15 protein-coding genes are annotated in these 21,297 nt (G+C 63.5%); 9 read left to right on the top strand and 6 right to left on the bottom strand.

The window, feature by feature from the left end; all coding sequences use genetic code 11:
• Nucleotides 1–4: 4 nt before the first annotated feature.
• Nucleotides 5–1,336 carry a histidinol dehydrogenase gene (gene hisD / locus GGR40_RS16070; protein WP_429277261.1) on the bottom strand — a complete coding sequence of 444 codons (1,332 nt, stop codon included), beginning with the start codon at nucleotides 1,334–1,336 and terminating at the stop codon, nucleotides 5–7.
• Nucleotides 1,337–1,562: 226 nt separating this feature from the next.
• Here hisD (GGR40_RS16070) and GGR40_RS16065 point away from each other — a divergent pair, with 226 nt between their 5' ends.
• The 3 genes from GGR40_RS16065 to GGR40_RS16055 all read left to right on the top strand — a co-directional run bounded on the left by GGR40_RS16065 (nucleotide 1,563) and on the right by GGR40_RS16055 (nucleotide 4,737).
• Nucleotides 1,563–2,576 (top strand): LacI family DNA-binding transcriptional regulator, encoded by a 1,014-nt coding sequence (locus GGR40_RS16065; protein ID WP_429277260.1) that lies wholly within the window; start codon nucleotides 1,563–1,565, stop codon nucleotides 2,574–2,576.
• Between the two features lie 120 nt (nucleotides 2,577–2,696).
• The gene (locus tag GGR40_RS16060; RefSeq protein WP_429277259.1) at nucleotides 2,697–3,461 is read left to right on the top strand and encodes an HpcH/HpaI aldolase family protein; all 765 of its coding nucleotides are present in this window, start codon (nucleotides 2,697–2,699) and stop codon (nucleotides 3,459–3,461) included.
• A complete protein-coding gene (locus tag GGR40_RS16055; RefSeq protein ID WP_429277258.1) occupies nucleotides 3,451–4,737 on the top strand; it encodes an amidase in 1,287 nt (428 codons plus the stop codon). Before GGR40_RS16060 ends, GGR40_RS16055 begins: the two co-directional genes overlap by 11 nt.
• Nucleotides 4,738–4,964: 227 nt before the next feature.
• Here the strand turns inward: GGR40_RS16055 and GGR40_RS16050 are convergent, their stop codons facing one another.
• On the bottom strand, nucleotides 4,965–7,241 hold the full coding sequence (locus GGR40_RS16050; protein ID WP_429277257.1) for a TonB-dependent receptor: 2,277 nt from the start codon (nucleotides 7,239–7,241) through the stop codon (nucleotides 4,965–4,967).
• 265 nt (nucleotides 7,242–7,506) lie between these two features.
• A complete protein-coding gene (locus GGR40_RS16045; RefSeq protein WP_429277256.1) occupies nucleotides 7,507–8,511 on the bottom strand; it encodes a LacI family DNA-binding transcriptional regulator in 1,005 nt (334 codons plus the stop codon).
• Nucleotides 8,512–8,726: 215 nt separating this feature from the next.
• Here GGR40_RS16045 and hisD (GGR40_RS16040) point away from each other — a divergent pair, with 215 nt between their 5' ends.
• Entirely contained in the window at nucleotides 8,727–10,022 is a 1,296-nt protein-coding gene (gene hisD / locus GGR40_RS16040) for a histidinol dehydrogenase (protein ID WP_429277255.1), read from the top strand.
• Nucleotides 10,023–10,492: 470 nt separating this feature from the next.
• On the opposite strand, the gene GGR40_RS16035 is transcribed toward hisD (GGR40_RS16040), so the two are convergent.
• Nucleotides 10,493–11,527 (bottom strand): cupin domain-containing protein, encoded by a 1,035-nt coding sequence (locus tag GGR40_RS16035; RefSeq protein ID WP_429277254.1) that lies wholly within the window; start codon nucleotides 11,525–11,527, stop codon nucleotides 10,493–10,495.
• A 192-nt stretch (nucleotides 11,528–11,719) separates the two neighbouring features.
• Between GGR40_RS16035 and GGR40_RS16030 the strand changes: the two genes are divergently transcribed.
• From GGR40_RS16030 to GGR40_RS16020, 3 genes are all read left to right on the top strand, one after another.
• Entirely contained in the window at nucleotides 11,720–12,451 is a 732-nt protein-coding gene (locus GGR40_RS16030; protein ID WP_429277388.1) for an alpha/beta fold hydrolase, read from the top strand.
• Between the two features lie 29 nt (nucleotides 12,452–12,480).
• Entirely contained in the window at nucleotides 12,481–13,626 is a 1,146-nt protein-coding gene (locus tag GGR40_RS16025; RefSeq protein WP_429277253.1) for a nuclear transport factor 2 family protein, read from the top strand.
• 78 nt (nucleotides 13,627–13,704) lie between these two features.
• Nucleotides 13,705–14,967, top strand: coding sequence for an MFS transporter (locus tag GGR40_RS16020; protein ID WP_429277252.1), 1,263 nt, complete (start codon nucleotides 13,705–13,707; stop codon nucleotides 14,965–14,967).
• A gap of 203 nt (nucleotides 14,968–15,170) precedes the next feature.
• Here GGR40_RS16020 and GGR40_RS16015 read toward each other — a convergent pair whose 3' ends face one another.
• The gene (locus GGR40_RS16015; protein ID WP_429277251.1) at nucleotides 15,171–15,590 is read right to left on the bottom strand and encodes a DoxX family protein; all 420 of its coding nucleotides are present in this window, start codon (nucleotides 15,588–15,590) and stop codon (nucleotides 15,171–15,173) included.
• Nucleotides 15,591–15,843: 253 nt separating this feature from the next.
• On the opposite strand from GGR40_RS16015, the gene GGR40_RS16010 reads away from it, so the two are divergent.
• Entirely contained in the window at nucleotides 15,844–16,476 is a 633-nt protein-coding gene (locus GGR40_RS16010) for a response regulator (protein WP_429277250.1), read from the top strand.
• On the opposite strand, the gene GGR40_RS16005 is transcribed toward GGR40_RS16010, so the two are convergent.
• Nucleotides 16,473–19,562: a sensor histidine kinase gene (locus tag GGR40_RS16005; RefSeq protein ID WP_429277249.1), complete on the bottom strand. Its 3,090-nt coding sequence runs from the start codon at nucleotides 19,560–19,562 to the stop codon at nucleotides 16,473–16,475. The two genes, GGR40_RS16010 and GGR40_RS16005, sit on opposite strands and share 4 nt — an antisense overlap.
• A 1,060-nt stretch (nucleotides 19,563–20,622) precedes the next feature.
• On the opposite strand from GGR40_RS16005, the gene GGR40_RS16000 reads away from it, so the two are divergent.
• The gene (locus GGR40_RS16000) at nucleotides 20,623–21,069 is read left to right on the top strand and encodes a carboxymuconolactone decarboxylase family protein (protein WP_429277248.1); all 447 of its coding nucleotides are present in this window, start codon (nucleotides 20,623–20,625) and stop codon (nucleotides 21,067–21,069) included.
• The last annotated feature ends 228 nt before the right edge of the window (nucleotides 21,070–21,297 follow it).

Here is a 21,297-nt window from a genome sequence, read left to right as displayed (position 1 = left end):
CCGGTCAGGCCGCCGTTGCCGGGGTCGGTTCTGCCTGCCCGGCATAAGGCACGTCACGCCCGCCGAAGCGGCGCACGCGAATGTTCGCCTGCTCGCCGTGTCCGGCGAAACCTTCCAGCGCGCAGAGGCGGCTGCAGTATTCGCCGATCATCGCCGAAGCCTCGTCGGTGAGGACGCGCTGGTAGGTGCAGGTCTTGATGAATTTGCCGACCCACAACCCGCCGGTATAGCGCGCCGCTTTCCTGGTAGGCAGCGTGTGATTGGTGCCGATCACCTTGTCCCCGAAACTGACATTGGTGCGATTGCCCAGGAACAGCGCGCCGTAGTTGGTCATGTGCTTCAGGAAATAGTCCGGGTCGGCGGTCATGACTTGCACGTGTTCGGAGGCGATCTCGTCAGCGACGCGGACCATCTCTTCGTAGCTGTCTGCCACGATCACCTCGCCGAAGGTCTCCCACGCCTTGCGGGCGTGATCGGCGGTGGGCAGGATCTGCAGCAGACGTTCGATTTCGGCCATCGTCTCACGCGCGAACCTCTCCGAATTGGTGAGCAGGACGCCGGGGCTGTCCGGGCCATGCTCGACTTGCCCGAGGATATCGGTGGCCGCCATCTCGGGATCGCAGCCGATCTCGTCGGCGATGATAAGCGTTTCGGTCGGCCCTGCGAACAAGTCGATGCCGACACGGCCGTAGAGTTGACGCTTGGCCTCGGCCACGAAGGCGTTGCCGGGGCCAACGAGGATATCGACCGGGTCGATCGTCTCGGTGCCCAGAGCCATTGCGCCTACCGCCTGGATGCCGCCCAGCGCATAGATCGCATCGGCACCCGCCATCGCCTGCGCCGCGACGATCGCACGCGCGGGCTTGCCCTGGAACGGGGGCGCACAGGTGATCACCCGTTTCACGCCAGCAACTTTCGCGGTAATGACCGACATGTGTGCGCTGGCCAACAGCGGATACTTGCCGCCCGGCACATAGCAGCCCGCCGAATTCAGCGGCAGGTTCTTGTGGCCAAGCACGACGCCGGGCAGCGTCTCGACCTCGACGTCCTTCATGCTGTCACGCTGAATCTGCGCGAAATTGCGAACCTGCGCCTGCGCGAATTCGATGTCTTTGCGCTCTTGGGCTGAGAGGGACTCCACGCAGGCGTCGATCTCGGCTTGCGAGAGGCGGTAATCCTCGCGGTCCCAGTTGTCGAACCGGTTGCTCATCTCACGCACGGCAGCGTCACCGCGGGCCTCGATGTCGGCCAGAGCCGCTTCCACGATGTCACGCACCTTTCGATCCGCGTCCGCCTTCGCCTCTGCGGTCGCGCCGCGCTTGAGATAGATCGCCATTCGTCCTGCTCCTGCTCGGGCGGTCTGCCCGCTTCCCGTGCGGCGCCACGAATCGAACACCGACCTACGATGCATACATGTGCAACTGCTCCCAAGCAATATGCAACTCCTGCAGCTATATCTTCTTTTATCGTGTGCTGAAATCCATGCACATGCATTCAAAAACCGTACCGCGTGCCTGCGCAACGTCGTTGACCTCCCCCTCCCCCACTCGATAGGGAGCGGCATGGAGATCGAAAAAGAGGGGATCACGTCCCTGGACGTCGCACGCAGGGCCGGCGTGTCTCAATCGGCGGTGTCGCGCGCTTTCACGCCGGGCGCGAGCATCGCCGCCGATAAGCGCGAGCGGATCATTGCCGCCGCCGAAGAACTGGGTTACCGACCCAATCCGCTGGCCCGCTCCCTGCTGCGCGGCCGCTCGAACATCGTCGGCGTGGGCGTCGGGCATCTTACCAATCCGTTCTTCACCCACACCCTGCAACTGCTGTCCGATGCGCTTGACGGCGCCGGGCTGCGCCTGATGCTGTTCCCCGCGCAAGGCAGCACCCGGCCCGAGCCCTCCATCCACGAAATTCTGCATTACCGGATTGATGCGCTGGTGCTGCTGTCCGTCAGCCCCTCCTCCACCCTGACCGAGCAGTGCCGCCGCGCGCAGGTGCCGGTGATCCATTACAACCGAACCACCCCTGCGCAGGATGCCTCCTGCGTGGTGGGCGACAACGAGACAGGCGCAAGGGCGATCGCTGCGCACCTGCTGGCCGGACGTCACCGCAGTTTCGCCTTCATGGCGGGGACTGCGGATTCCTCCACCAACGCCCAGCGCGAGGCGGGATTTGCAGAATACCTTGCCGAGAAGGGCGCACCGGCCCTGGTCCGGGAGGAGGGCGCCTTCGATTTCAATACCGCGATGACCGCCACCCGCCGCCTGCTGCTGCGCAAGGAACGGCCCGAGGCGATCTTCTGCGCCAACGACACCATGGCGCTGGCTGCGATCACCGTCGCCCGCCACGAATTCGGGCTGGACGTGGGCCGCGAGATTTCGATCGCCGGGTACGACGACGTGCCTATGGCGGGATGGCCCGGCTTCTCGCTCACCAGCTATTCGCAGCCGGCCGCTTTCATGGTGGCGCAGACTATGCGCTTGATCCTGTCCCTGCGCACCGATGCCGACCGGCACGAGCAGGTCGTCGCGCAAGGTTCCCTCGTCGTGCGCGGCAGCACCCGTCCGGTAGGCTCCTGACCGGAAATCCGATTGACCGCGCAAACGCTAGTGCCTATCGATGCATTCGAATTCATCGGAGGATGATCCTATGGGAACTGCAACGCCGCACTGCGAATGCCGTCAGGCTCTGTCTTGAGCATGCCCGTATTCCGTGAACAGCTGGCCTCGGGCGAACTGCTAGTCGGCACATTCGTCAAGACGCCCTCGCCGGTCGTTGCCGAAGTGCTTTCGCTGACCGGCCTCGACTGCCTGTGCCTTGATGCCGAGCATGCGCCGTTCGACCGCTTGGCCATCGACGGCTGCGTGGCGATGACCCGCGCCATCGGCATGCCCAGCCTCGTGCGGATTCCGGTGGCGACGCCGGAGCACGTGCTCAATGCGCTGGACTGCGGCGCCACCGGCGTCGTTGCGCCGCATATTCGCAATGCGGCAGAGGCTACTGCTTTCGCCCGTGCATGCCGCTTCGGCCCCGGGGGGCGCGGATATGCCGGCTCCACTCGCGCGGCCTGCTATACGACGCGCGCCATGCCCGACCACTTGCGCCTGAGCGAGCGCGAAACCGTGGCCATCGCCCAGATCGAAGACCCCGTGGCGGTCGATGCCATTGAAGAAATCGCCCGCGTCGCGGGCATCGACTGCCTGTTTGTCGGCCGCGTGGACTTGACGGTGGGCTACGGCCTCGCCAGCCAGGACCATGAGCGCGTCGTTGGCGCCGTTGAGCGCATCTGCGACGCGGGCCGCAGAAATGGCCGGGCGGTCGGCATGTTTCTCAGCCGGATCGAGGACGTCCCCTTTTGGCACGAACGCGGCGCCAGCCTGTTCCTGCTTGGCTCCGATCATGGCTTCCTTTTGCAAGGCGCCGCGGACCTTCTCGACAAGGCGCGCAGGTCCGTTGCTGCCTGATCGCCCAACCGCCAGCGTGGAGGCAAGGCTGGACGCCTGCCTCGACCTTATCGCCACCGAGGATCATCGCTGGAACGCGATGCTGGCGCTGAACCCGCGCGCCCGCATGGCGGCGCGCGAAGCGGACGCGGCCAGGGGCCGACGGACGCCGGCGGGGTCGCTCCATGGCATGGTGCTGGCGATCAAGGACAATATCGACATCTCGGGCATGGCGACCAGTTCGGGATGCCTCGCGCTCGAAGCCGCGATGCCGCTCACCAATGCAACGGTGATTGACCGACTGATCGCTGCCGGGGCCATCATCGTGGGCAAGACCAACTTGTCCGAGTTCTCCTTCGAAGTGCGTTCGCGCAGTTCGCTCGGGGGCGACGTTCTCAGCCCCTTTTTCCCGGCCACGACGGCGGGTGGATCGAGCGGCGGTTCGGGGGTCGCGGTTGCGCGCGGTTTTGCAACCGCCGCGATCGGCACCGATACCGGTGGCTCGGTCCGCGTTCCGGCGGCCTGCAACGGCCTTGTCGGACTTCGCCCCGCGCACGGCATTTTGCCGCTGGACGGTGTCGCGCCGCTGGCCCCGTCCACCGACACCATCGGCCCGATCGCCCGAACCGTCGAGGATGCCCGCAGGATCTATCTTGCCATGGGCGGCAGAATCGCTGGGGGAGAATCGCGCGAGCCGCCGCGTATCGGCGTACTGCGCGCCGCCTTCGGTACCGACCCGAGGGTAATTGCCGCCTGTGAGCGCGCCTTGCGGAAACTGGCGGACGGAGGGGCCGAAATCGTCGATCCGTTCGTGATCCCCGATATCGCGCAATTGCTGGCAGGCCCTCATATCGTCGATGTCGAATTCGCGGCCGCGTTCGGCGCTTATCTCGCCCGGAATTTTGTGACAGGAACCGCACCTCAAAGCCTCGCTGCCCTGCTCGAAGGGGGCCGGTTCCTGCCGGAATACCGCCCGGTGATCCTTAATCGCCTGTCGCGCGACGTGGAGGAGGCGCGGGCAGTCCTTGCCGCTCATCGCCGGCTGACTGACACCTTGGTGCGGGCCATGGCGGAACGCCGTCTCGACGGGCTGTTCCACCCGACCCTGCGCGTCATTCCCGAGGGTCTGGGCAATCCCAGCGTCGGTTGGGCTCCCGAACTGGCGCCGCGTACCGGCTGGCCCGCGATCAGCGTACCGGCCGGCGCGCAGAGTTGCCCTGTCGGTGTCGAACTGCTGGCTCCGACGGGTCGCGAACAGATGCTGTTCGACCTCGCGCGCATCATCGAGCAGGCCTGAACGCCTTCTGCCCACGAGAACGGCCCCCTCCGCAAGGAAGAGGCCGTTCATCTTCAACTTCATCCCGTGATCCCCGCGCAGGGGGGAGCCCAAGTGATGCCCGCGCGATACGAGAAGTCGGGAAACAGGCTCCCGCGTTCGCCGGAATTTCAACTGTTGTTTCAAACGGGGAAGATCGCCGTCCGGGCCTAGGGGGGGGCGAGGCCCCCGCCCCTGCCCTGCCCTCGTCAGAACTTGGTGCCGACGCGGATGCCATAAGTGCGCGGTGCCGCGTAGGATACCTGAATACGCTGGCGGCGACCAATCACGCCGCTTAGCAGCACGGCCTGATTGGTCAGGTTGTCGCCGTAGGCTTCGACGTATGTGCGATCGTCCGGGCTGCTCCAGCGCAGCGAGGCGTCAAACTTGTCGTAGCTGCCCTGGCGGTCCAGCACGGTGTTGCGGTCTGTGGTGTAGTAGCTGCTCGAATGCAGCCACGACCCCATTGGCGACAGCATGCCCGCGGTGCCCAGATCGATGTCGTAGGATACCGCCAGCGTCGTCTTGAGCTTGGGCGACTGCGGAATGCGGTTGCCCTTCAGGTTCAGCGACACCGGATCGGTACCATCGGAAAGACCGTAGAAATTGTTGCCGCTGATGTAACTGGTGTACTCGGCGTTCATCAGCGCCGCAGTGGCATCGATATGCAGCGCCTGTACCGGGTTCAGCCGCAGCGCCATCTCGGCCCCATAGCTGCGCGCCTTGCCCGCCGAGCCGAAGTACGAGACCAGCGGCGTGTAGATGTTGATCTGCAGATTGCTGAACTTGTTGTAGAACACCGAGGCCTCGAACTGGCCAAGCCCACCCAGGATGCGGCTCTTGAAGCCCGCTTCGTAGGCGTCCACCTTCTGCGGCGCGTAGGATTGCGGGATCAGGGGATTGCCGCCGCTGTCATTGACCCCGCCCGATGCGAAGCCGGTTGATGCCGTCGCGTAGATCATCGTGTTGCGATCGACGGTGTACTGCAGGCCAGCGCGCCAGGTCCAGCTGTTGAAGCTGGGCGAACCACGGGTGACAACATAAGGCGTCGTGAAATCGTAGGTGTTCGGCGGTGCATCTGCGAAGTCTGAGAAGACGAAGCTCTTCTTCTCGTGCGAATAGCGGATCCCGCCGATCAGCTTCAGCTTGTCAGGCACGATCGCGTAGCTGGCCTGGCCGTAGAACGCCAGCGCCTCGACGCTGATATCGGAATCCGCACGGAAGCCATTGGTCGTGGCGCCGGGCGCGGTAACTTTCTGCTGGTACGTCTCGAAGATGTCGTCCTTGAGATAGTAGGCGCCAACGATCCACTCAAGCGGTGTGCGGCTGCTCGAAGCCAACTGCAACTCCTGCGAGAACGCTTTTGATCGGGTTTTCGGCTCCTGGATGCCCGAGCCGTAGCCATAGGCTTCAAAGACCTTGCTCGACTGATCATTGTCGGCGCTGCGGTGGGCGGTGAAGTGCGTGTAGCCAGTGATCGAACTGATCGTCGCAAAGCCCAGGTCATAGGCGATCTTGCCAGAAACGTAGTCTTCGGCGACATGCTCGAACGGCTGGTAATCCCAATCGTTGGTCCAGGCTCCGCCGGTCACAGGAACGCCGACGTCAAGACCCGCAACGTTCGGGCTGCCGTTGGGGACTGAAGGGTTCACTGCCACACCCGATCCGTCGATCGACTGGTAGCCGGTCGTGGTGTTTATCAGCGTACCGGCTGTCTTGTATCCGTAGGAGCCCGCCCCCGCGTCGTCGCGGCGCCAACTGCCCGCGTGAATGATCACCTCAAGGCGATCATCGGGCGTCCACTTGAGCGAGGCACGCTGCGCATTCTCGTTCAGGTCGTTGAGGACGATGCCCGGTGTCGTCGACTTGACGTAGCCGTCATGGCGCTGGAAAACCCCGGCGACGCGCAGTTGCAGGGTGTCGCTTACGGGGATGTTGACGAAACCGTCGATGCGGGCGGAATCGAAGTTCCCCTTGTCGAGGTTGATCCCGGCCGCGAATTCGTCAGTGGGCTCGGCGGTGACGACGCTGATGTTGCCGCCGAAGGTGTTGCGTCCGTAGAGCGTGCCCTGAGGGCCGCGCAAGACCTCGACGCGGGCGACGTCGAACAGCGGTATGCTCTGCTGCTGGGTACGGCTCTGATAGACGCCGTCCAGGTAGAAGCCGATGACCGGGTCGGTCTGCGCGCTGACGAGGCTCGTGCGCACGCCGCGGATCGCGGGGAACGAGTCCGACCCCTGCGACCCCCAGGTGAAGCCCGGCGTTGCCAATTCTACCTTTGACACGTTCTGCGCGCCGAGCCGCTGCAGCGCATCCCCTGAAAGAGCAGTGACGGCGACGGGAACGTCGAGCAACCGCTCGCTGCGCCGCTGTGCGGTAACCACGATATCTGCTGCCGAATTTGCGGATTCCTCCGCCGCAGGCACGGAAGTGGTGGTGGTGGCATCCTGCGCCATGGCGGGCGCCGCCGCGAAAATCAGCGCCACCAACGAAACTCCCTGGATCAAACGAGTGTGCATGTTCATCCCTCAAATGCCCTCGAACTCCAGGAAACGTATCTGCGACCCGCCCCGCTGTCCACGAATTTTTGCATTCGAAGTCACAACTTCGTTAAATGGATGACCTGTTAAAAACGACTAATTATAAAGCGAAATTATCATTACATCCGATGATGCTGAGCGACAATCTAGGGCAATTTTAGACAGTACCGCCGAAATGTCCAAATATTGTGGAATTGTAATGATAATTTTTTCAAGAACCTTCTAAAGAAATGACCGCGCTTCTTCCCACTTCCAGCTGACCACTAAACAATCGCTGTTCAGGCGGAGAAGAAGCATCTTCAATACGCTTTATTAGAAGCTCGATGGCTGCTTCGGTCATCCGGCGCACCGGCTGGCGCACCGTGGTGAGGTCGTATGCACCAAGTCTTGATGCACCTGAACCATCGAAACCGACAATGGACAGGTCCTGCGGCACCGAAAGGCCAAGATCGATTCGCGCCGCGTCCATTGCGCCGATAGCCATCATGTCGTTGACCGCAATGATAGCCTCGCACCCCCTGCCGTGGAGTTCTGCCATCGCCGCATGGCCGCTCTCGTATGTAAAGTCGCCGCGCACCTCGGGCACGTCGGCGATACCGGCCCCGGACAGCGCCGCCAACGCAGCGCTGCGGCGCTCCTCTCCGACATAGTTGTCCAAAGGACCGGAGATCAGACCGAAGCGCCGATGCCCCGCCGCGAGCAGGCGGCCGACCAGATCCCGCTCCCCTTCCCCTGAATCGCACCGCACAGATGCCGCGCCGCTGGCGACGCGGTTATAGAGGACCACCGGAACACGATGCTCGCAGAACTGCGCGATTTGCGATGTGGACAGTCGCGCTGCCGAGATCACGCCATCGACCGAATGCCGCCAGATCTGCTCCAGCACGCCGTCGACCTCGCTCTCCTGGGACAATGCAAAGAGAAGTACGCGAAAGTTCTTCTCGCTCAGCCGCGCGCCCAGTTCGGCTAGCACTTCGGGATAATAAAGGTTCGTGCGCGCAGCAATGATGACCGCCACGATGTTGGTCCGCTTCGAGATCAGAGCCTGTGCCAGCGCATTAGGCCTGTACCCGATTTCCGCAGCGACCTTGAGAATCAGTTCGCGCTTGGCGGGAGCGATCGACGCATTTGGGGCGAAGCAGCGCGATACCGCTGACTGCGACACCCCGGCGATACGTGCCACGTCGTAGGACGTGGGACGGCGACCGTCTTCCATTCCTGTGGACTTGAGCTTCTTGGTCGATCGAGGCTTTGGCATGAAAACGTCCGTAACTTGGCGCGAAAGCCCGGTCTAGCGGCGTAAACGCGCCGCCGCAAATGCAACGCAACAGCGCCCGCCGTTTGTCACGTGACATTTGACTTCGAATGCAATAATCTTTGGTACGTCGTGTAAACCGACCCACCCAAACCCAACCCAACGGGAGCCCTTCCATGACCGATGCGCCGCACGGATTTTCCGAGACCACAACCTACATCAAGGCGCCCGTGCGCGACCAAATCACGGATAGTGGTGACGTCGCCGGTTTGGTCGCCCGCATTCTTGCCGACGTGCGCGCTGAGGGCGACGCCGCGTTGCGCCGCTACTCTGCCGAGTTCGACAAGGCTGAACTGGACCGCTTCGAGGTGACCCCTGCCGAGCGGCAGGCCGCGCTCGAAGAACTCGATCCGCAGACTCGCGCCGACACCGAATTCGCGATCGACAACGTGCGTCGCTTCGCTGAAGCCCAGCTCGGCACCATCCTCCCGCTGGAGTTGGAGCCGATCCCCGGCCTGCACCTGGGTCACCGGGTGATCCCGATCGACCGCGTCGGCGCCTACGTGCCCGGCGGACGCTTTCCGCTGCTCTCCGCGCCGATCATGACGATCGTGCCAGGCAAAGTCGCGGGCTGCGCCGAAGTCGTTGCCTGCCTGCCGCCCAATGCTCACCGCGCGATGATCGCGGGTTGCCACCTCTCCGGTGCCGATCGCATCTTCCGCATCGGCGGGGCGCAGGCGATCGCGGCGATGGCCTACGGCACCGAAAGCGTGCCGCAAGTCAACAAGATCATGGGCCCGGGAAATGCCTTCGTGAACGAGGCCAAGCGACAGGTCTTCGGCCCGGTCGGCATCGACCAGCTCGCCGGCCCTTCGGAAATCTTCGTCGTCGCCGACGCCTCCGGCGACCCTGAACTGATCGCGTGCGACCTGCTTGGACAGGCCGAGCACGACGTGCGCACCCGCGTCGGCCTCATCACCACCGACCGCGCGCTGGCCGAAGCCACCGTGCGCGAGGTCGAGCGCCAGCTCCAGACCCTTGCCACCGCCAAGGTCGCAGCGGAATCTTGGGAGAATTACGGCGAAGTCGTGCTCTGCGCCGACGAGGCGGCGATGATCGCCTATTCCGATTACGTCGCGGCCGAGCACCTGCAGGTCCACACCGCCGACCCCCACGGTTTCGCGAAGAAGCTGCGCAACTACGGCTCGCTGTTCATCGGCGAGAACGCCAGCGTCGTCTATTCGGACAAGAACGTAGGCACCAATCACACCCTGCCGACGATGGGCGCAGGGCGCTATACCGGCGGTTTGTGGGTGGGCTCCTACGTCAAGATCGCCACGCATCAGTGGCTGGAAGACAAAGCCGTCGCCGCCGTCGCCCCGCCTGCGATCCGGCAGAGCGGCAGCGAGGGTCTCGAAGGCCACCAGAAGGCCGCCGCGATCCGCTTCGACCGGCTGAAGCAGCCCGCCTGACCCCCCGTCGCAGCGTGAGGGGGCGGCTTCGGGAGCCCGAAGCCGCCCCCTCACGTTTCCGGCTGCGCCAAGTGCACAGGTTTGGACGGTTCTGAAGGAAAATGTCTCCGCGCGGCCCCTAAGCGGTCGCCTTGGAAGGCATAGCTTGACGGCTGCTCGCTCGGGCGGGCGGAAAACGGTATCCCTCTCCAGTCATTGACAGCGCCCCGCTGCCGGCCTGCGGAGTTCCCATTCACGCTTAAGTCCATCGACCTTGACGCCCGACGGCTACCTTGTTGATCGCCGTAGCAGGTCTGGCAGGTCTGTGGCGCGAAACGCCCGCCAGTTCCGGAAAAGACGATCGTTGCCGGCCGAAGCCGCCAGGGGCCGGGCAACAAGGAGCCTGCTCGGCGCGGATGGGGCGCCGGGCAGGCCAGAAAATGTCGCCCGGCCAATCAGATGTGCCGGACGACGTGGGTGTTCGCAGAAAATCAGGCTGTGGCGCCGGCCTCGAACAGCGGCCGCGCGATGTCCTCGCCGCCGCGCACCACGTAGGCCACGCAGGGCACCGAAGCGGTGTTGCGCAGCGCGCGGGACAGGCCGACCGGAACTGTCAGGGTGTCGCCAGCGCCCATGACAATCTCGTCGCCGTCCCAGCTCACTTCAAGCGTGCCGGAATGGACGAAGATCACTTCCACTTCACGCCGGCTGTGGCGCGGGACGTAGGCGCCGGTCTGGAGCGTCAGCAGGCGCAAGTTGAAGCCGTGCGGCCACCAGCCGCTGATCGGGCCGGGGGCAAAGCCATCTGCGGTCGGCTGCGGGACGATCAGCCCCGCCTCCTCGACACCGGGCGCGGCCAGAGGCGAGGCGGGGTTGGCCGAGACGTCGGCGAAGCGCACCACGCATTCAGCCAACTTTTCGAGGGGCGGGGTGCGCAGCTGCGCCATGTCGTCCTCGCCCAGCGGGGCTTCCAGTTCGGCCTCACGTAAGGTGTAGTCGCCGTCGCTGGTGTCGATCAGAATGCCGCCCTTTGTCAGCTTGAGGCCGAAGTCGGCGGCGGATTCGAACACGGCGGGCGCCCAGGTCACCTTGCCAGGATCATCCTGACCGAGCAGCACCCAAAGGAAGCCCACCCCTTCATCGAGTTTCTCGAACCCGCGGAACATGCGGGTGGGAACCGAGCAGACGTCCCCCGGCGCGATGTCGAGCGTCCCGTCCTCGCGGTTGGGGCCGAAGATCAGGCGCCAGTGGCCGGAGTGCACGACGAAGACCTCCGCCGTCTCGTGGCTGTGCTGCGAGTTCACGCAGCCTTCGGGTTGGCGGGCAGCGCCGACGTTGAAGCCGTGCGGCTCGGTGATGTGGACGAACTGGTCGGCGCTTTCGGACACGCCGGCACCGATGATCGTGAAGTTCTCCTTCTCGGTCGAGCCCGGCGTGCGGGTATCGATGAAGGCGGTGCGGCAAGGCACGAGGTCTGCGTAGCGCACGAGGCGCTGGGCCATCGCTTCGCGAGTCCACTCGGTCACGTCATACTCCTCAATAGGGTCTTCGATGCGGGGTGCTTTCCTGTACCTTTTCAGATTTCATGAATCACACTTGCATTCGAATTCAATGGTGGTACTTCATGGACACCGCCGGCGCAAGCTATGACACGTCGGTTGGACGATAATTGATCGAGAGGACCAGATACACGGTCCCGCGGGGAGCTGTGCGTGACGATGGCCGTTAATGAACGAAACTGTGCTGACGACCCGCCGCTTCTCCTGCTTGCGGGAACGCTGTGCGACGCCCGGCTTTTCGAGCCGATGCTGCGGAATGCAGCGCTGACCGGACGTCCGGTGGTGCATTGCGACATGACCGGCCTAGCATCGGCGCACGGGCTCGCCGAGCGGGCGCTTTCGAGGGTTTCCGGGCCTTTCATTGCGGTCGGGTTCTCGCTGGGCGCCATCGTCGCGCTGGAAATGGCGGTGCTCGCGCCCGAGCGGGTCGCCGCCATGGCGCTGATCGCCGCCAGCGGACGCGACGTTCCTGATGCCGATCACGCGGCCCGCCGCGCCGCCGCCATGATCGATCCGGGGGTGCTCGTGGGCGAGGTGTTGTGGGAGCGCTCGGTCGCCGCCGCAGCGCAGGGCGACAATGCGCTGAAGGAGACGATCGTGGCGATGGCGCGAAGCCAGCCACCCGGCACGCTGGCACTGCAGGTCGAAGTGGCCCTCACCCGCTCCGACAAGCGCCCGCTGCTGCTGGCAATGCAAATGCCCGCAGTTGTGTTGGGCGGGGCTGAAGACCGCATCGCTCCGCCTGAACTGCAGCGTGAACTGGCCGAGGGCCTGCCCGACGCCGAGTTAGTGATCGCACCGGGCGCAGGGCACTTCCTGCCGCTCGAATGTCCTGATTTGTGTGCCCGCACGCTGGCCGACTGGCTGGCGCACGTGCGGACGCTCGCATAGCATCATCAAGATCATCCCACGGAGGTCACGTGACTGATACCCAAGCCCCCAAGAAGCCCACGCCGCCGCGCACCGACATTTCTCCCAGCGACGGCGAGACGGGCCGCGTCCTGCAGGTCGAGCGGCGCGACTTCACCCAGCTTGTGCCCGAGGGGCGCAAGCGCGTACAGTCGATGCGCGGCTTTGACGAATGCTACACCGACATCGTCGATTACATCATCCGCTGCACCCACCGCATATGGGACGAGCGCGACGTCGGGCTGATTTACTCGCACTACACGCATAACTGCGTCGCTTATACGACGATGGGCACGATGTACGACCGCGAGACGCACATCCGCGACACCATCCAGCGCCTCGTCGAGTTCCCTGACCGGCGCGGCATGGCGCAGCAGGTGATCTGGAATGGCGATGACGTGAAAGGCTTCTACACCAGCCACATGACACACGGCCTGGGCCGCCACACCGAGCCGGGTTCCTGGGGCAAGCCGACGGGCCGCACGTACTGCACCCGCACCGTCGCCGACTGCATGATCCTGGAGAACAAGATCTACAAGGAGTGGATCGTGCGCGACAACATGGGGCCCCTGATCCAGGTCGGCCTCGATCCGCACGTCTTTGCGCAGAGCATCGCGCAGAAGAAGTTCGATCTGGGTGAAACGGTGCTCGACCTCACCGAAAACCGCCGTCTGCTCGGCCAGTACCCCCCGGAGAGTGAGGCCGACCTTTCGATCGCGCACAATGCGGGTGAGGAGCAGCTGCTCGAATGGCTGCACCACATCTACAACAAGCGCATGTTCGGCAAGATCCACGAGATCTACGCGCCAAACTGCCAGTGGCACGGGCCGCTGATGCGCGAGCTGTATGGCGTCGCCTCCGTGCTGCAGCAGACCATGCGCCTCGTTGCGCTGCTGCCCGACTGCTCGTTCGTACCGCAGCATATCGCCTCGGTCGACAGCGAAGAAGGCGGCACCAAATACGCGGTCCGTTGGGTGATGGACGGCCACCACCTTGGCTACGGCTCGCTCGGCGCGCCGACCGGACATCACCTGTTCGTGATGGGCGTGACGCACTTCCACGTGAAGGACGGCAAGATCGTCGACGAATGGGTTGTCTACGACGAGCTGTCGATGCTCGTGCAGCTGAAGCTGGCGGCAATCCAGGCCGCTGCCTGACGCACATTTTCGGGGTCGCGAGCAAGTCGCGGCCCCGACCCTGCTTCCGCCACACTCCAACCATGACCGGAGCCGTGCATGCCCATAATCGCCCCCCTCGCGCCTGACGTTGCCCCTGACGGCGCCATCGAAGCCGAGCCGGTCGATGGGGCCGCACGTTCCCTCATGCCAGGCATGGGGCGGCAAGTCACGATTTTCGCGCTGCTGCTCGCCTGCGAATTTCTCTATGGCTGGGCGTGGAACACGGTGGACGTGCTGCGCCCGTTCATTCGCGCGTCCCTGAATCTCTCGCTGCTGGAGGCAGGATCGGCCTATTCGGCGCAAGGCGCGGGTGCGCTGGTAGGCGCGGTGCTGATCGGGCAGGTCGCCGACCGCTTCGGGCGTCGCCGGATCTTCGCGCTGGTCGTGCTCGGCTATGGCACGATGCTGATCGCCGGCACGGCGGTCAACAGCTATCCAATGCTGCTGGTCCAGCGGTTCCTGCTTGGCGCTTTCGCGGGCGCGAGCTTTCCGGTGGGCGTGGGCATCTACGTGAACCTCTTTCGCCCCTCGCTGCGCGGGAGACTTGCAGGCACGATGAACGCGTTCTTCAGCTTCTCCATCGTCGCGCTCGGCCTATCGATGGGCGCGGTGGCGCCCGGAGACTGGAAGCTGTTGCTGTGGATCGGGGGCCTGCCCACGTTCGCACTGGCACTCATGGTGCTGTGGCTGATCCCGGCACGGTCGCGGATCGACATGGCTACCGAACGCGCGGCGAAGCTGCCCATCGGCGAACTCTTCGCGCCCGCGGTGCGCCGCCAGACACTGATGCTGGCGGCGATGACCGGCCTCAACTTCTTCGGCTACGCCGCTTACAGCGGCTGGCTGACCACCTACCTTTCGGGTGAACGCGGGTTTGACGCTGCGACGGTCGGAAAGCTGGTGGCCTGGCAGTTTGCGGGCAACATCGCCGGCGGCTTCTTTTGGGGCTGGACGGCCGATCGCTTCGGCCGTCGCTTCAACGCGATCGGCTTCCTGATCGCTGCCGCCGCCATCATCGCCTACCTGCTGGCGCCCACCGACGTGCTGACGCTGCAGTTGATCGGGCTGGTCTATGGCGCTGCATTGTGTTCGAGCGTGACCTGGGGACCGTGGCTGGCCGAATTGTACCCGCCGCATCTGCAGTCTACCGCCGCCTCGATCTTCAACTGGGGCCGGATTATCAGCTTCTTCGCGCCGCTGATCACCGCGACGCTTGCGCAGAAGCTCGGCATGACCATCGCCATGGCCTCTGCAAGCCTGGCGTTCTCGCTGGCTGCAGTGCTGTGGCTCGCACAGCGCGAGACGCTGGAGCGCCGCTGAGGCGGCGGCCAGCCAAGATCCTGCAGTCAGGCAAAACCCCAACTGCCAAGCTCAAGGGCCCGCATGACGGACAGGGCGTATCCTTCGCCGGAGCGTGACCGGGTCTGGCCATAGGACGATTGATCGGTTTCTGACCGCAGCAGGGTTCAATGCCCCTCGAAGGATCTCAGACTTCGCGATCGAGATCACGTCGATGGCTGCTTCTAGTTGAAGTCAACGCTCCATCGCCCCGCGCCCACCGCCACGATCTGCATCAGCCCACCCGCGATGGCCAGATTTTTCCAGAACATCGCAAATTGGGTGCTCTCGGTCAGATTACCATGCGACATGGCTGCGGTCATCAATGTGAACCCTGCCAGCACGCCCGCCGCCAAACGCGTCCTATAGCCGATGACGAGCAGCGAGCCGCAGATCATCTCGGTCAGGATTGCCGCCCCCAGCGCAACCGCAGGAGCGGGAAGGCTGGACGACGCAATGAACTTCTGCGGATCGCTGATCGCGGCTATACCGGTCAGGAGAAACATCGGTGCGATCACCAATCTCCCTATCAGTTGCGTCCCGTCGGCTATCGCCGTCGAGAACGGGTCGATGCGCCGCTCCCTATCCGTCGGACTAGCGTTCATCGAAATCTCTCCCCACGGCCCTCGGAGGCCCGCCATCGTGGCCGAGGGAAAACCCTCGGTATGCGAGCAAGCCCCCCGGCACCGATCTTCAATCGTGTCGGCACAAGCGAAACCTGTATATGACAACCTGAAAGTCTGCGCGCTTCGCAGAATTGAACATACCCATGCGGGTAATGTCGAAATTATAAATCTGTCGCGCTATGAACGCGCCATAGCTACAAGGCGTGGCCCAAAAGAAAGGTGGGCAGATGTGATGGCAGCCCTGAAGATCCCAATCAAAGTCCTCGTGGTGGACGACCATCCACTACTTCGCGACGGCATTTCCGCTTTGATCGGTAGTCAGGGCGACATCATTCTGTGCGGCGAGGCCTCCAGTGGCACCGAAGCTGTGGAGCGCTTCCGTGAGCTGCGTCCCGACGTCACGCTCATGGACCTCCAGATGCCCGGCATGAACGGCTTCGACGCCTTGGTGGCAATTCGTGCCGAATGCCCAGACGCGCGCATTATCGTCCTTACAAACTACAAAGGCGACGTGCCGGCCCGTGCACTCCTTCGATCCGGCGCCAGTGGTTATCTCCTGAAGAGCGGCGTGCGCAACCAGCTGCTCGACGCCGTCCGTAAGGTCCACGACGGCGGCACCTACGTGCAGAGCGAGATCCTGGAGGAGTTCGATCAGCACCCGGTCAGCGAGCATCTGAGCGGCCGCGAGATCACGATCATGCGGATGGTGGCGCGCGGCCTTACGAACAAGGAGATCGCCAACGGTATCGGAGTGTCGGCCGAAACGGTAAAGGTCGCGCTCAAGAACATCTTCTTCAAGCTCGACGCAACCGACCGTACGCAGGCAGCCATAACTGCGACCCGTCGGGGCTTCCTAGAACTCTAGAGAGTCCGTCGAGGCCAGAGCCTCGCAGCCCATTCACCAAACCGGAACCCATGTCCGTAAGCGACCCCGCCCGGCACATCGAGGACGACCTCCGTCCCCTCCTCCTTCACGCTCCGCACTACGACGGAGCCACCGATCACTTGCGCGCGCTCACGCATTCCCACCAAGCCGAAATGTCCTTCCCGACACCCGCTGTCGAGCACGTCCACCGGAATTCCTCGGCCATCGTCCTGCACCCTCAGTCTGAGTGTCCTGCGGCCGTAGGACACAACCAGTTCAACCTGCGTGGCGTCGGCGTGTCTCCCGACGTTGAAAAGCGCTTCGCCGACGATTGCTTTGATCTCGGCGAGAGCGAGAGGATGGATCGACCGCGGCGAGCCGCGCTCTACGATCTGGACGTCGATAGTGTCATCGAGGAGCGCGTCGTCAACAGCGTCGCGAAGCGTGCGGTGCAGGTCGCCGGCCATGTCGCTGACGCGCAGGTTGCGTACGCTCTCTCTGCCCTGCATGACCAGGTCGTCAGCCCGTTCAAGCGCCTGCTCGAGCGACTGGCGCTCCTGACTTCCCGAGGTGAGCCGGTTGGCTACTGCCTGAATGCGGAACATCAGGCCCTGCACGCCCTGAAGCAGCGTATCATGCAGATCGCGCGCGATGGTCTCGCGCTCCATCAGGCGCTGCTCCAGCCGGCTTCGCATCTGCGCCGCGACCTGAGCTGCGCGAAGTCGCAGAAGAAGCCAGATGATCAGCACCGTCGCCGTGGCAAGAGCGATAAGAAACCAGATCGACTGCACGAACGTCGGCACGACCTCGATGTCGACCGAGGCCCCATCGCTGTTCTCGATCCCGTCCTCGTTGGCGGCCACCACCCTGAAGCGATACCGGCCGGGTGCGAGGTTCGTGTAGAAGGCCTCGCGCCGGTGCCCGCTGGACGTCCAGCGGTCATCCTGCCCCTCGAGCATGTATCGAGCCCGCGTCTGTTCCGGGTTTGAGAGGCTCAGAACCGAAAAGTCGATCTCAATATCGGATTCCCCCGCGTTCAATCGGACCGACGTCGGATCCCGATAGTATCGATTGTCCACTTTCACATTCGACACCCGCAGCTTCGGCGGGTGCGGATTGCGGGTCAGCCTCGCCGGATCGATCCAGGCCGCGCCCGACTGGGTCGCTATCCAGATGCGGCCGTCCCCGCCCTGCACGATTGATCTGCGACTGTGGTCGTGAGGCATGCTTGCAAGCCCGGAATCCTCGTCGAACCGTTCATATTCGGGCCGCCGGTCCGGGTTCTTGAAGGCAGCCTCCGCCTCTGAGGCGGCGATCCGGACGATGCCGGCACTTCCAGCAAACCAATGCTCTCCGCCTGGGGTGACCACTATCCCGTTGACGTTCACCAGTCCCGGCACCCTGTCCTTGCCGAGCCGCTGCCAGCGGCCTTCTACCAGACGGGCGACACCATCGGGTCCTCCCACATAGAGATAGGGGACTCGAACTTCTTTCGGCGGACTATACAGCGTGACCGGCTGAGGATCCTGAATCTGGAACGGGACCCTGATCGCGCGGTGGCCTGACGGCTCCGCATATCGCAGCGTCCGGTAGCTCCACTGGGTGACCAGCCTCCCGTTCCGATCTGCAATCATGGAACGCGGACGAAAGTCGGGGCTGGTTTGGCCGAACACCCGCTCCCAGCGATTGCCCCGCAGCCGGTAGAGCCCGGCACGGGCCACGCTGATCCAATAGTCGCCGCTTGCATCGAAAGCACAATCATAAACAGTGATATCGGTGGGCAACGTCGGCTTTCTGCCCACCACCCGTCCGTCCCGCCAGACGAGCACCGTGCGGAAGAGCGTGATCCAGATATCCCCATCGGGTGCCTGGCAGATTGTGCTCGGGCGGTCCGAAGCAACGAGTATCTGCTCTGGTTTGCCGCCCGGGGGCACGCGATAGATCCGCCCCGCTTCGGAGATGAACACGCTTCCGTCGCGCGCGACCAGGAGTTGGTCGCCAAAGACATGCGGATCGTCAAGCTGCGGCACATCAACTACCGATGCTCGACGAAATCGGTCGAGGCCCTTCTCCGTCCCGACCCAGACGTTGCCCTCTGCATCCTGCATCAGGCGTTCGGTGATGTTCGACGTCAGTCCGTCTTGCACCGTGAATCGTTCCACCGCAAACGCCGCCTCAGCCTTGGTTGCCGCCCCCCGGGGGTTGGGCCGCTGAACCCGCTGGATCCCGCGATATTCGGTGGCCATCCACAGGTTCCCTTCCCTGTCGAACATGGTGTAGCCCCTGATCTGAGGGCGATCGGTAGCGTAGGCATGTCGTAACGCCGGGGGGGAGCCGCGTCCGTGGGGGCCGGTGACCGGATAGCTGCCGTGATCCGTACTAATCCACATCCTGCCGTCAGGATCGAGGGCCATCCGCGCCACGGTGTAATTCCAGACGCTGAAACGCGAGAAGCGACGGGCGCCAGCGTCGAGCCTGAGGATCGAACTCGCATGGGTCAGCCAGACGGCGCCGCTCGCGTCGATTACCATGTCGAACGGGTTTCCGGACGGTATTCCCTGTGCCCGGCCGTAGTTCGTCCATCGACCGTCCTTCAGCCGAAACAAAGGGTCGTCCTCGGCGTCGCTAAGAACCCAGACCGAACCGTCCGGCCCTTCCCGCATGGAGGACACTCGGTGGGTCACCGGAGAGACCGGCAACATCGAGATACGTCCACCGCGATAAATTGCAAAGCGGTGTGATCCCGAAAAGCTGACCCACACGTCACCATTGCGGGTGACCAGGACAGCGGATGGCGCACCCTGATTGGGTGCTTCCGGCGCCGGAATGCGTTCAAAGCGAATGCCGTCGAAGCGGTAGACGCCTTCTCCGGTCGCCAACCAGAGGAAACCGTCCCTTCCCTGTGAAATGGAGTAGATCTGCTTGGGAGCATCGCGCTCGCGGCCCCATTTCTGATGGGTATAGGCCGCAAATCCAGGGGACGACCAAACTGCTCTTTGGTCAACCGAGGGCGCTGCACCACTGAGGGCAATCATGAGCATCGTCGACAATACTTTTGCCCACAACTTTGCCAGCCACCCGACCATCGTCCGCCGCTCACCCCTCCTGTCGCCCCGCAGCAAGCGCCGGGTGAAATGCTGGAAGCAACAGTTTCTAAGCCGGATTGCAGTCGCTGCCAGAGAATAACGCAAATTTCCTCGATTGATTGAAAGATTTGTCATTCTGTTATGTTGGCGTGGCGAGCGCCCTGCCAGGCACCGACTTGCCGAACGCGGGCTGATTTCCACTTCCGCTCGCTAGCATGAGGACCCCAACCGGATCGCCGGGTTGAATGGCAAGCATGCTGAAACACTAGCGTCCGGCGGCTCACTACCCGGCATCTGGAGGTCCATCATCACGACATCCCGGCGCCGAGAGCCGATTGGCATAAGCGCGTTTCCGAAGACTATGTCTTCTTTCCGATCTTCAAGCACCGATGCGCACGTCGCGCGCATAAGCGGATGATCATCGACGATCAGCTCGCGGGTCACGTACGGCGACGCAGCCCCTCGTTCGTCCTTCTGCGCCATCCGCAGACATTTCCCAGTTCCAGCAGCGCGGCCATATCGGGGCCACGGCACCGGCTTACCCACCCAGGCTCGGAGGTGAATACCCATGTGGGTATGGTCCCGACTGCGCCGTCGCGCCACGGAAGCTGAGGCGAATGGTCGCCGGCAAGACGCCGCAGGGAGCGTGATATGACAAGTAGAGGATCGAGCGCGGACGCTGCCGTCACCTCTCTCGTGGTCGACCTGCCACAGGTGCGAGGCCAGCCTGACATAAGTGCAAAAACGAGCCCCTGATGACGGTCTTCGACTTCATCGACGGACAGTTTGCGCGGAGAACCGCGAAAGCTCGCTTGGCACCGGCACCCACATTTGTCTCGATCGTCCGGATGGCATGTCTTTGGCAAGTAACGCTCACAGCAGTTCCCATTACGTGGCGGGTGCGCGGGGACGGCTTATCTGGACGACCGTATTACATGGCCTCGCCAAGCACCTGATCGCGCGCCCAGCGTGCCTGCGGCATCAACTACGGAAACGTTCGGCTTCATCCCACGAGATGACGAAGGGCGGATCTGCGAAATTTAGAGGAAAGGAAAAAAGCATGAACCGACTGAACTGGCCCGACGTCGCCCCCGCCGGAGCCAAGGCCCTTTACGGGATGCACCACTACATCATGACGGGGACCAACCTCCCCGAGGAGATGATCCACCTCATTTTCCTGCGCGTCTCACAGATCAACGGCTGCGCGCACTGTATCGACATTCACACCCGCGATCTCCTAAAGACCATGCCCATCGACAAGGTCGCTCTGGTGCCCGTGTGGCAGGAGGTGCCACACCTCTTTGCGGACCAGTATCGCGCCGCACTTGCATGGGCCGAAGAGGTCACGAACGTCAGCGAGACACATGCTTCGGACGAGGCGTATGCGGCGGTCGCTGAGGCTTTCGAACCGAAAGATCTCGTCGACCTGACGATTACCATCGCGGCCATGAACGCCTTCAACCGGCTGGGCGCCCCATTCCGCCTTCCGGTGGCCGCAAGACCCTGACTGACTTTGGGCGCGGCCCAGCCGCGTCCAAGCCGTCCATCACCAAATTCGAAGAGAGCCATGCAGCGGATCATCTTGGCCTCCGCCGCCTCCTCGGCGTGGACGCGATCGGCCACGGCATCATCATATTCATCGATCCGGTCGCGTAATAATTGCGGGTCCCGGCATCGCGACTAGCGGCGCCTTTGCATCTCGGATGCTTCTCGGTAGATCCGATTCGAACTGGTC

The sequence above is a fragment of the Novosphingobium gossypii genome (assembly GCF_050433305.1).
In the GTDB taxonomy this organism is placed as follows: Bacteria; Pseudomonadota; Alphaproteobacteria; order Sphingomonadales; family Sphingomonadaceae; genus Novosphingobium; species Novosphingobium gossypii.
The sequence above is the reverse complement of the archived record's forward strand: the minus strand, read 5'-3'. Positions and strand labels throughout refer to the sequence as shown.

What these genes read in the sequence shown, in the direction of transcription:
- GGR40_RS16065 (WP_429277260.1), top strand. Translation starts at nt 1,563, where the DNA reads ATGGAGATCGAAAAAGAGGGGATCACGTCCCTGGACGTCGCACGCAGG.
- GGR40_RS16010 (WP_429277250.1), top strand. Translation starts at nt 15,844, where the DNA reads ATGGCAGCCCTGAAGATCCCAATCAAAGTCCTCGTGGTGGACGACCAT.
- GGR40_RS16060 (WP_429277259.1), top strand. Translation starts at nt 2,697, where the DNA reads ATGCCCGTATTCCGTGAACAGCTGGCCTCGGGCGAACTGCTAGTCGGC.
- hisD (WP_429277261.1), bottom strand. Translation starts at nt 1,336, where the DNA reads ATGGCGATCTATCTCAAGCGCGGCGCGACCGCAGAGGCGAAGGCGGAC.
- hisD (WP_429277255.1), top strand. Translation starts at nt 8,727, where the DNA reads ATGACCGATGCGCCGCACGGATTTTCCGAGACCACAACCTACATCAAG.
- GGR40_RS16015 (WP_429277251.1), bottom strand. Translation starts at nt 15,590, where the DNA reads ATGAACGCTAGTCCGACGGATAGGGAGCGGCGCATCGACCCGTTCTCG.
- GGR40_RS16030 (WP_429277388.1), top strand. Translation starts at nt 11,720, where the DNA reads ATGGCCGTTAATGAACGAAACTGTGCTGACGACCCGCCGCTTCTCCTG.
- GGR40_RS16000 (WP_429277248.1), top strand. Translation starts at nt 20,623, where the DNA reads ATGAACCGACTGAACTGGCCCGACGTCGCCCCCGCCGGAGCCAAGGCC.
- GGR40_RS16005 (WP_429277249.1), bottom strand. Translation starts at nt 19,562, where the DNA reads ATGGTCGGGTGGCTGGCAAAGTTGTGGGCAAAAGTATTGTCGACGATG.
- GGR40_RS16020 (WP_429277252.1), top strand. Translation starts at nt 13,705, where the DNA reads ATGCCCATAATCGCCCCCCTCGCGCCTGACGTTGCCCCTGACGGCGCC.
- GGR40_RS16045 (WP_429277256.1), bottom strand. Translation starts at nt 8,511, where the DNA reads ATGGAAGACGGTCGCCGTCCCACGTCCTACGACGTGGCACGTATCGCC.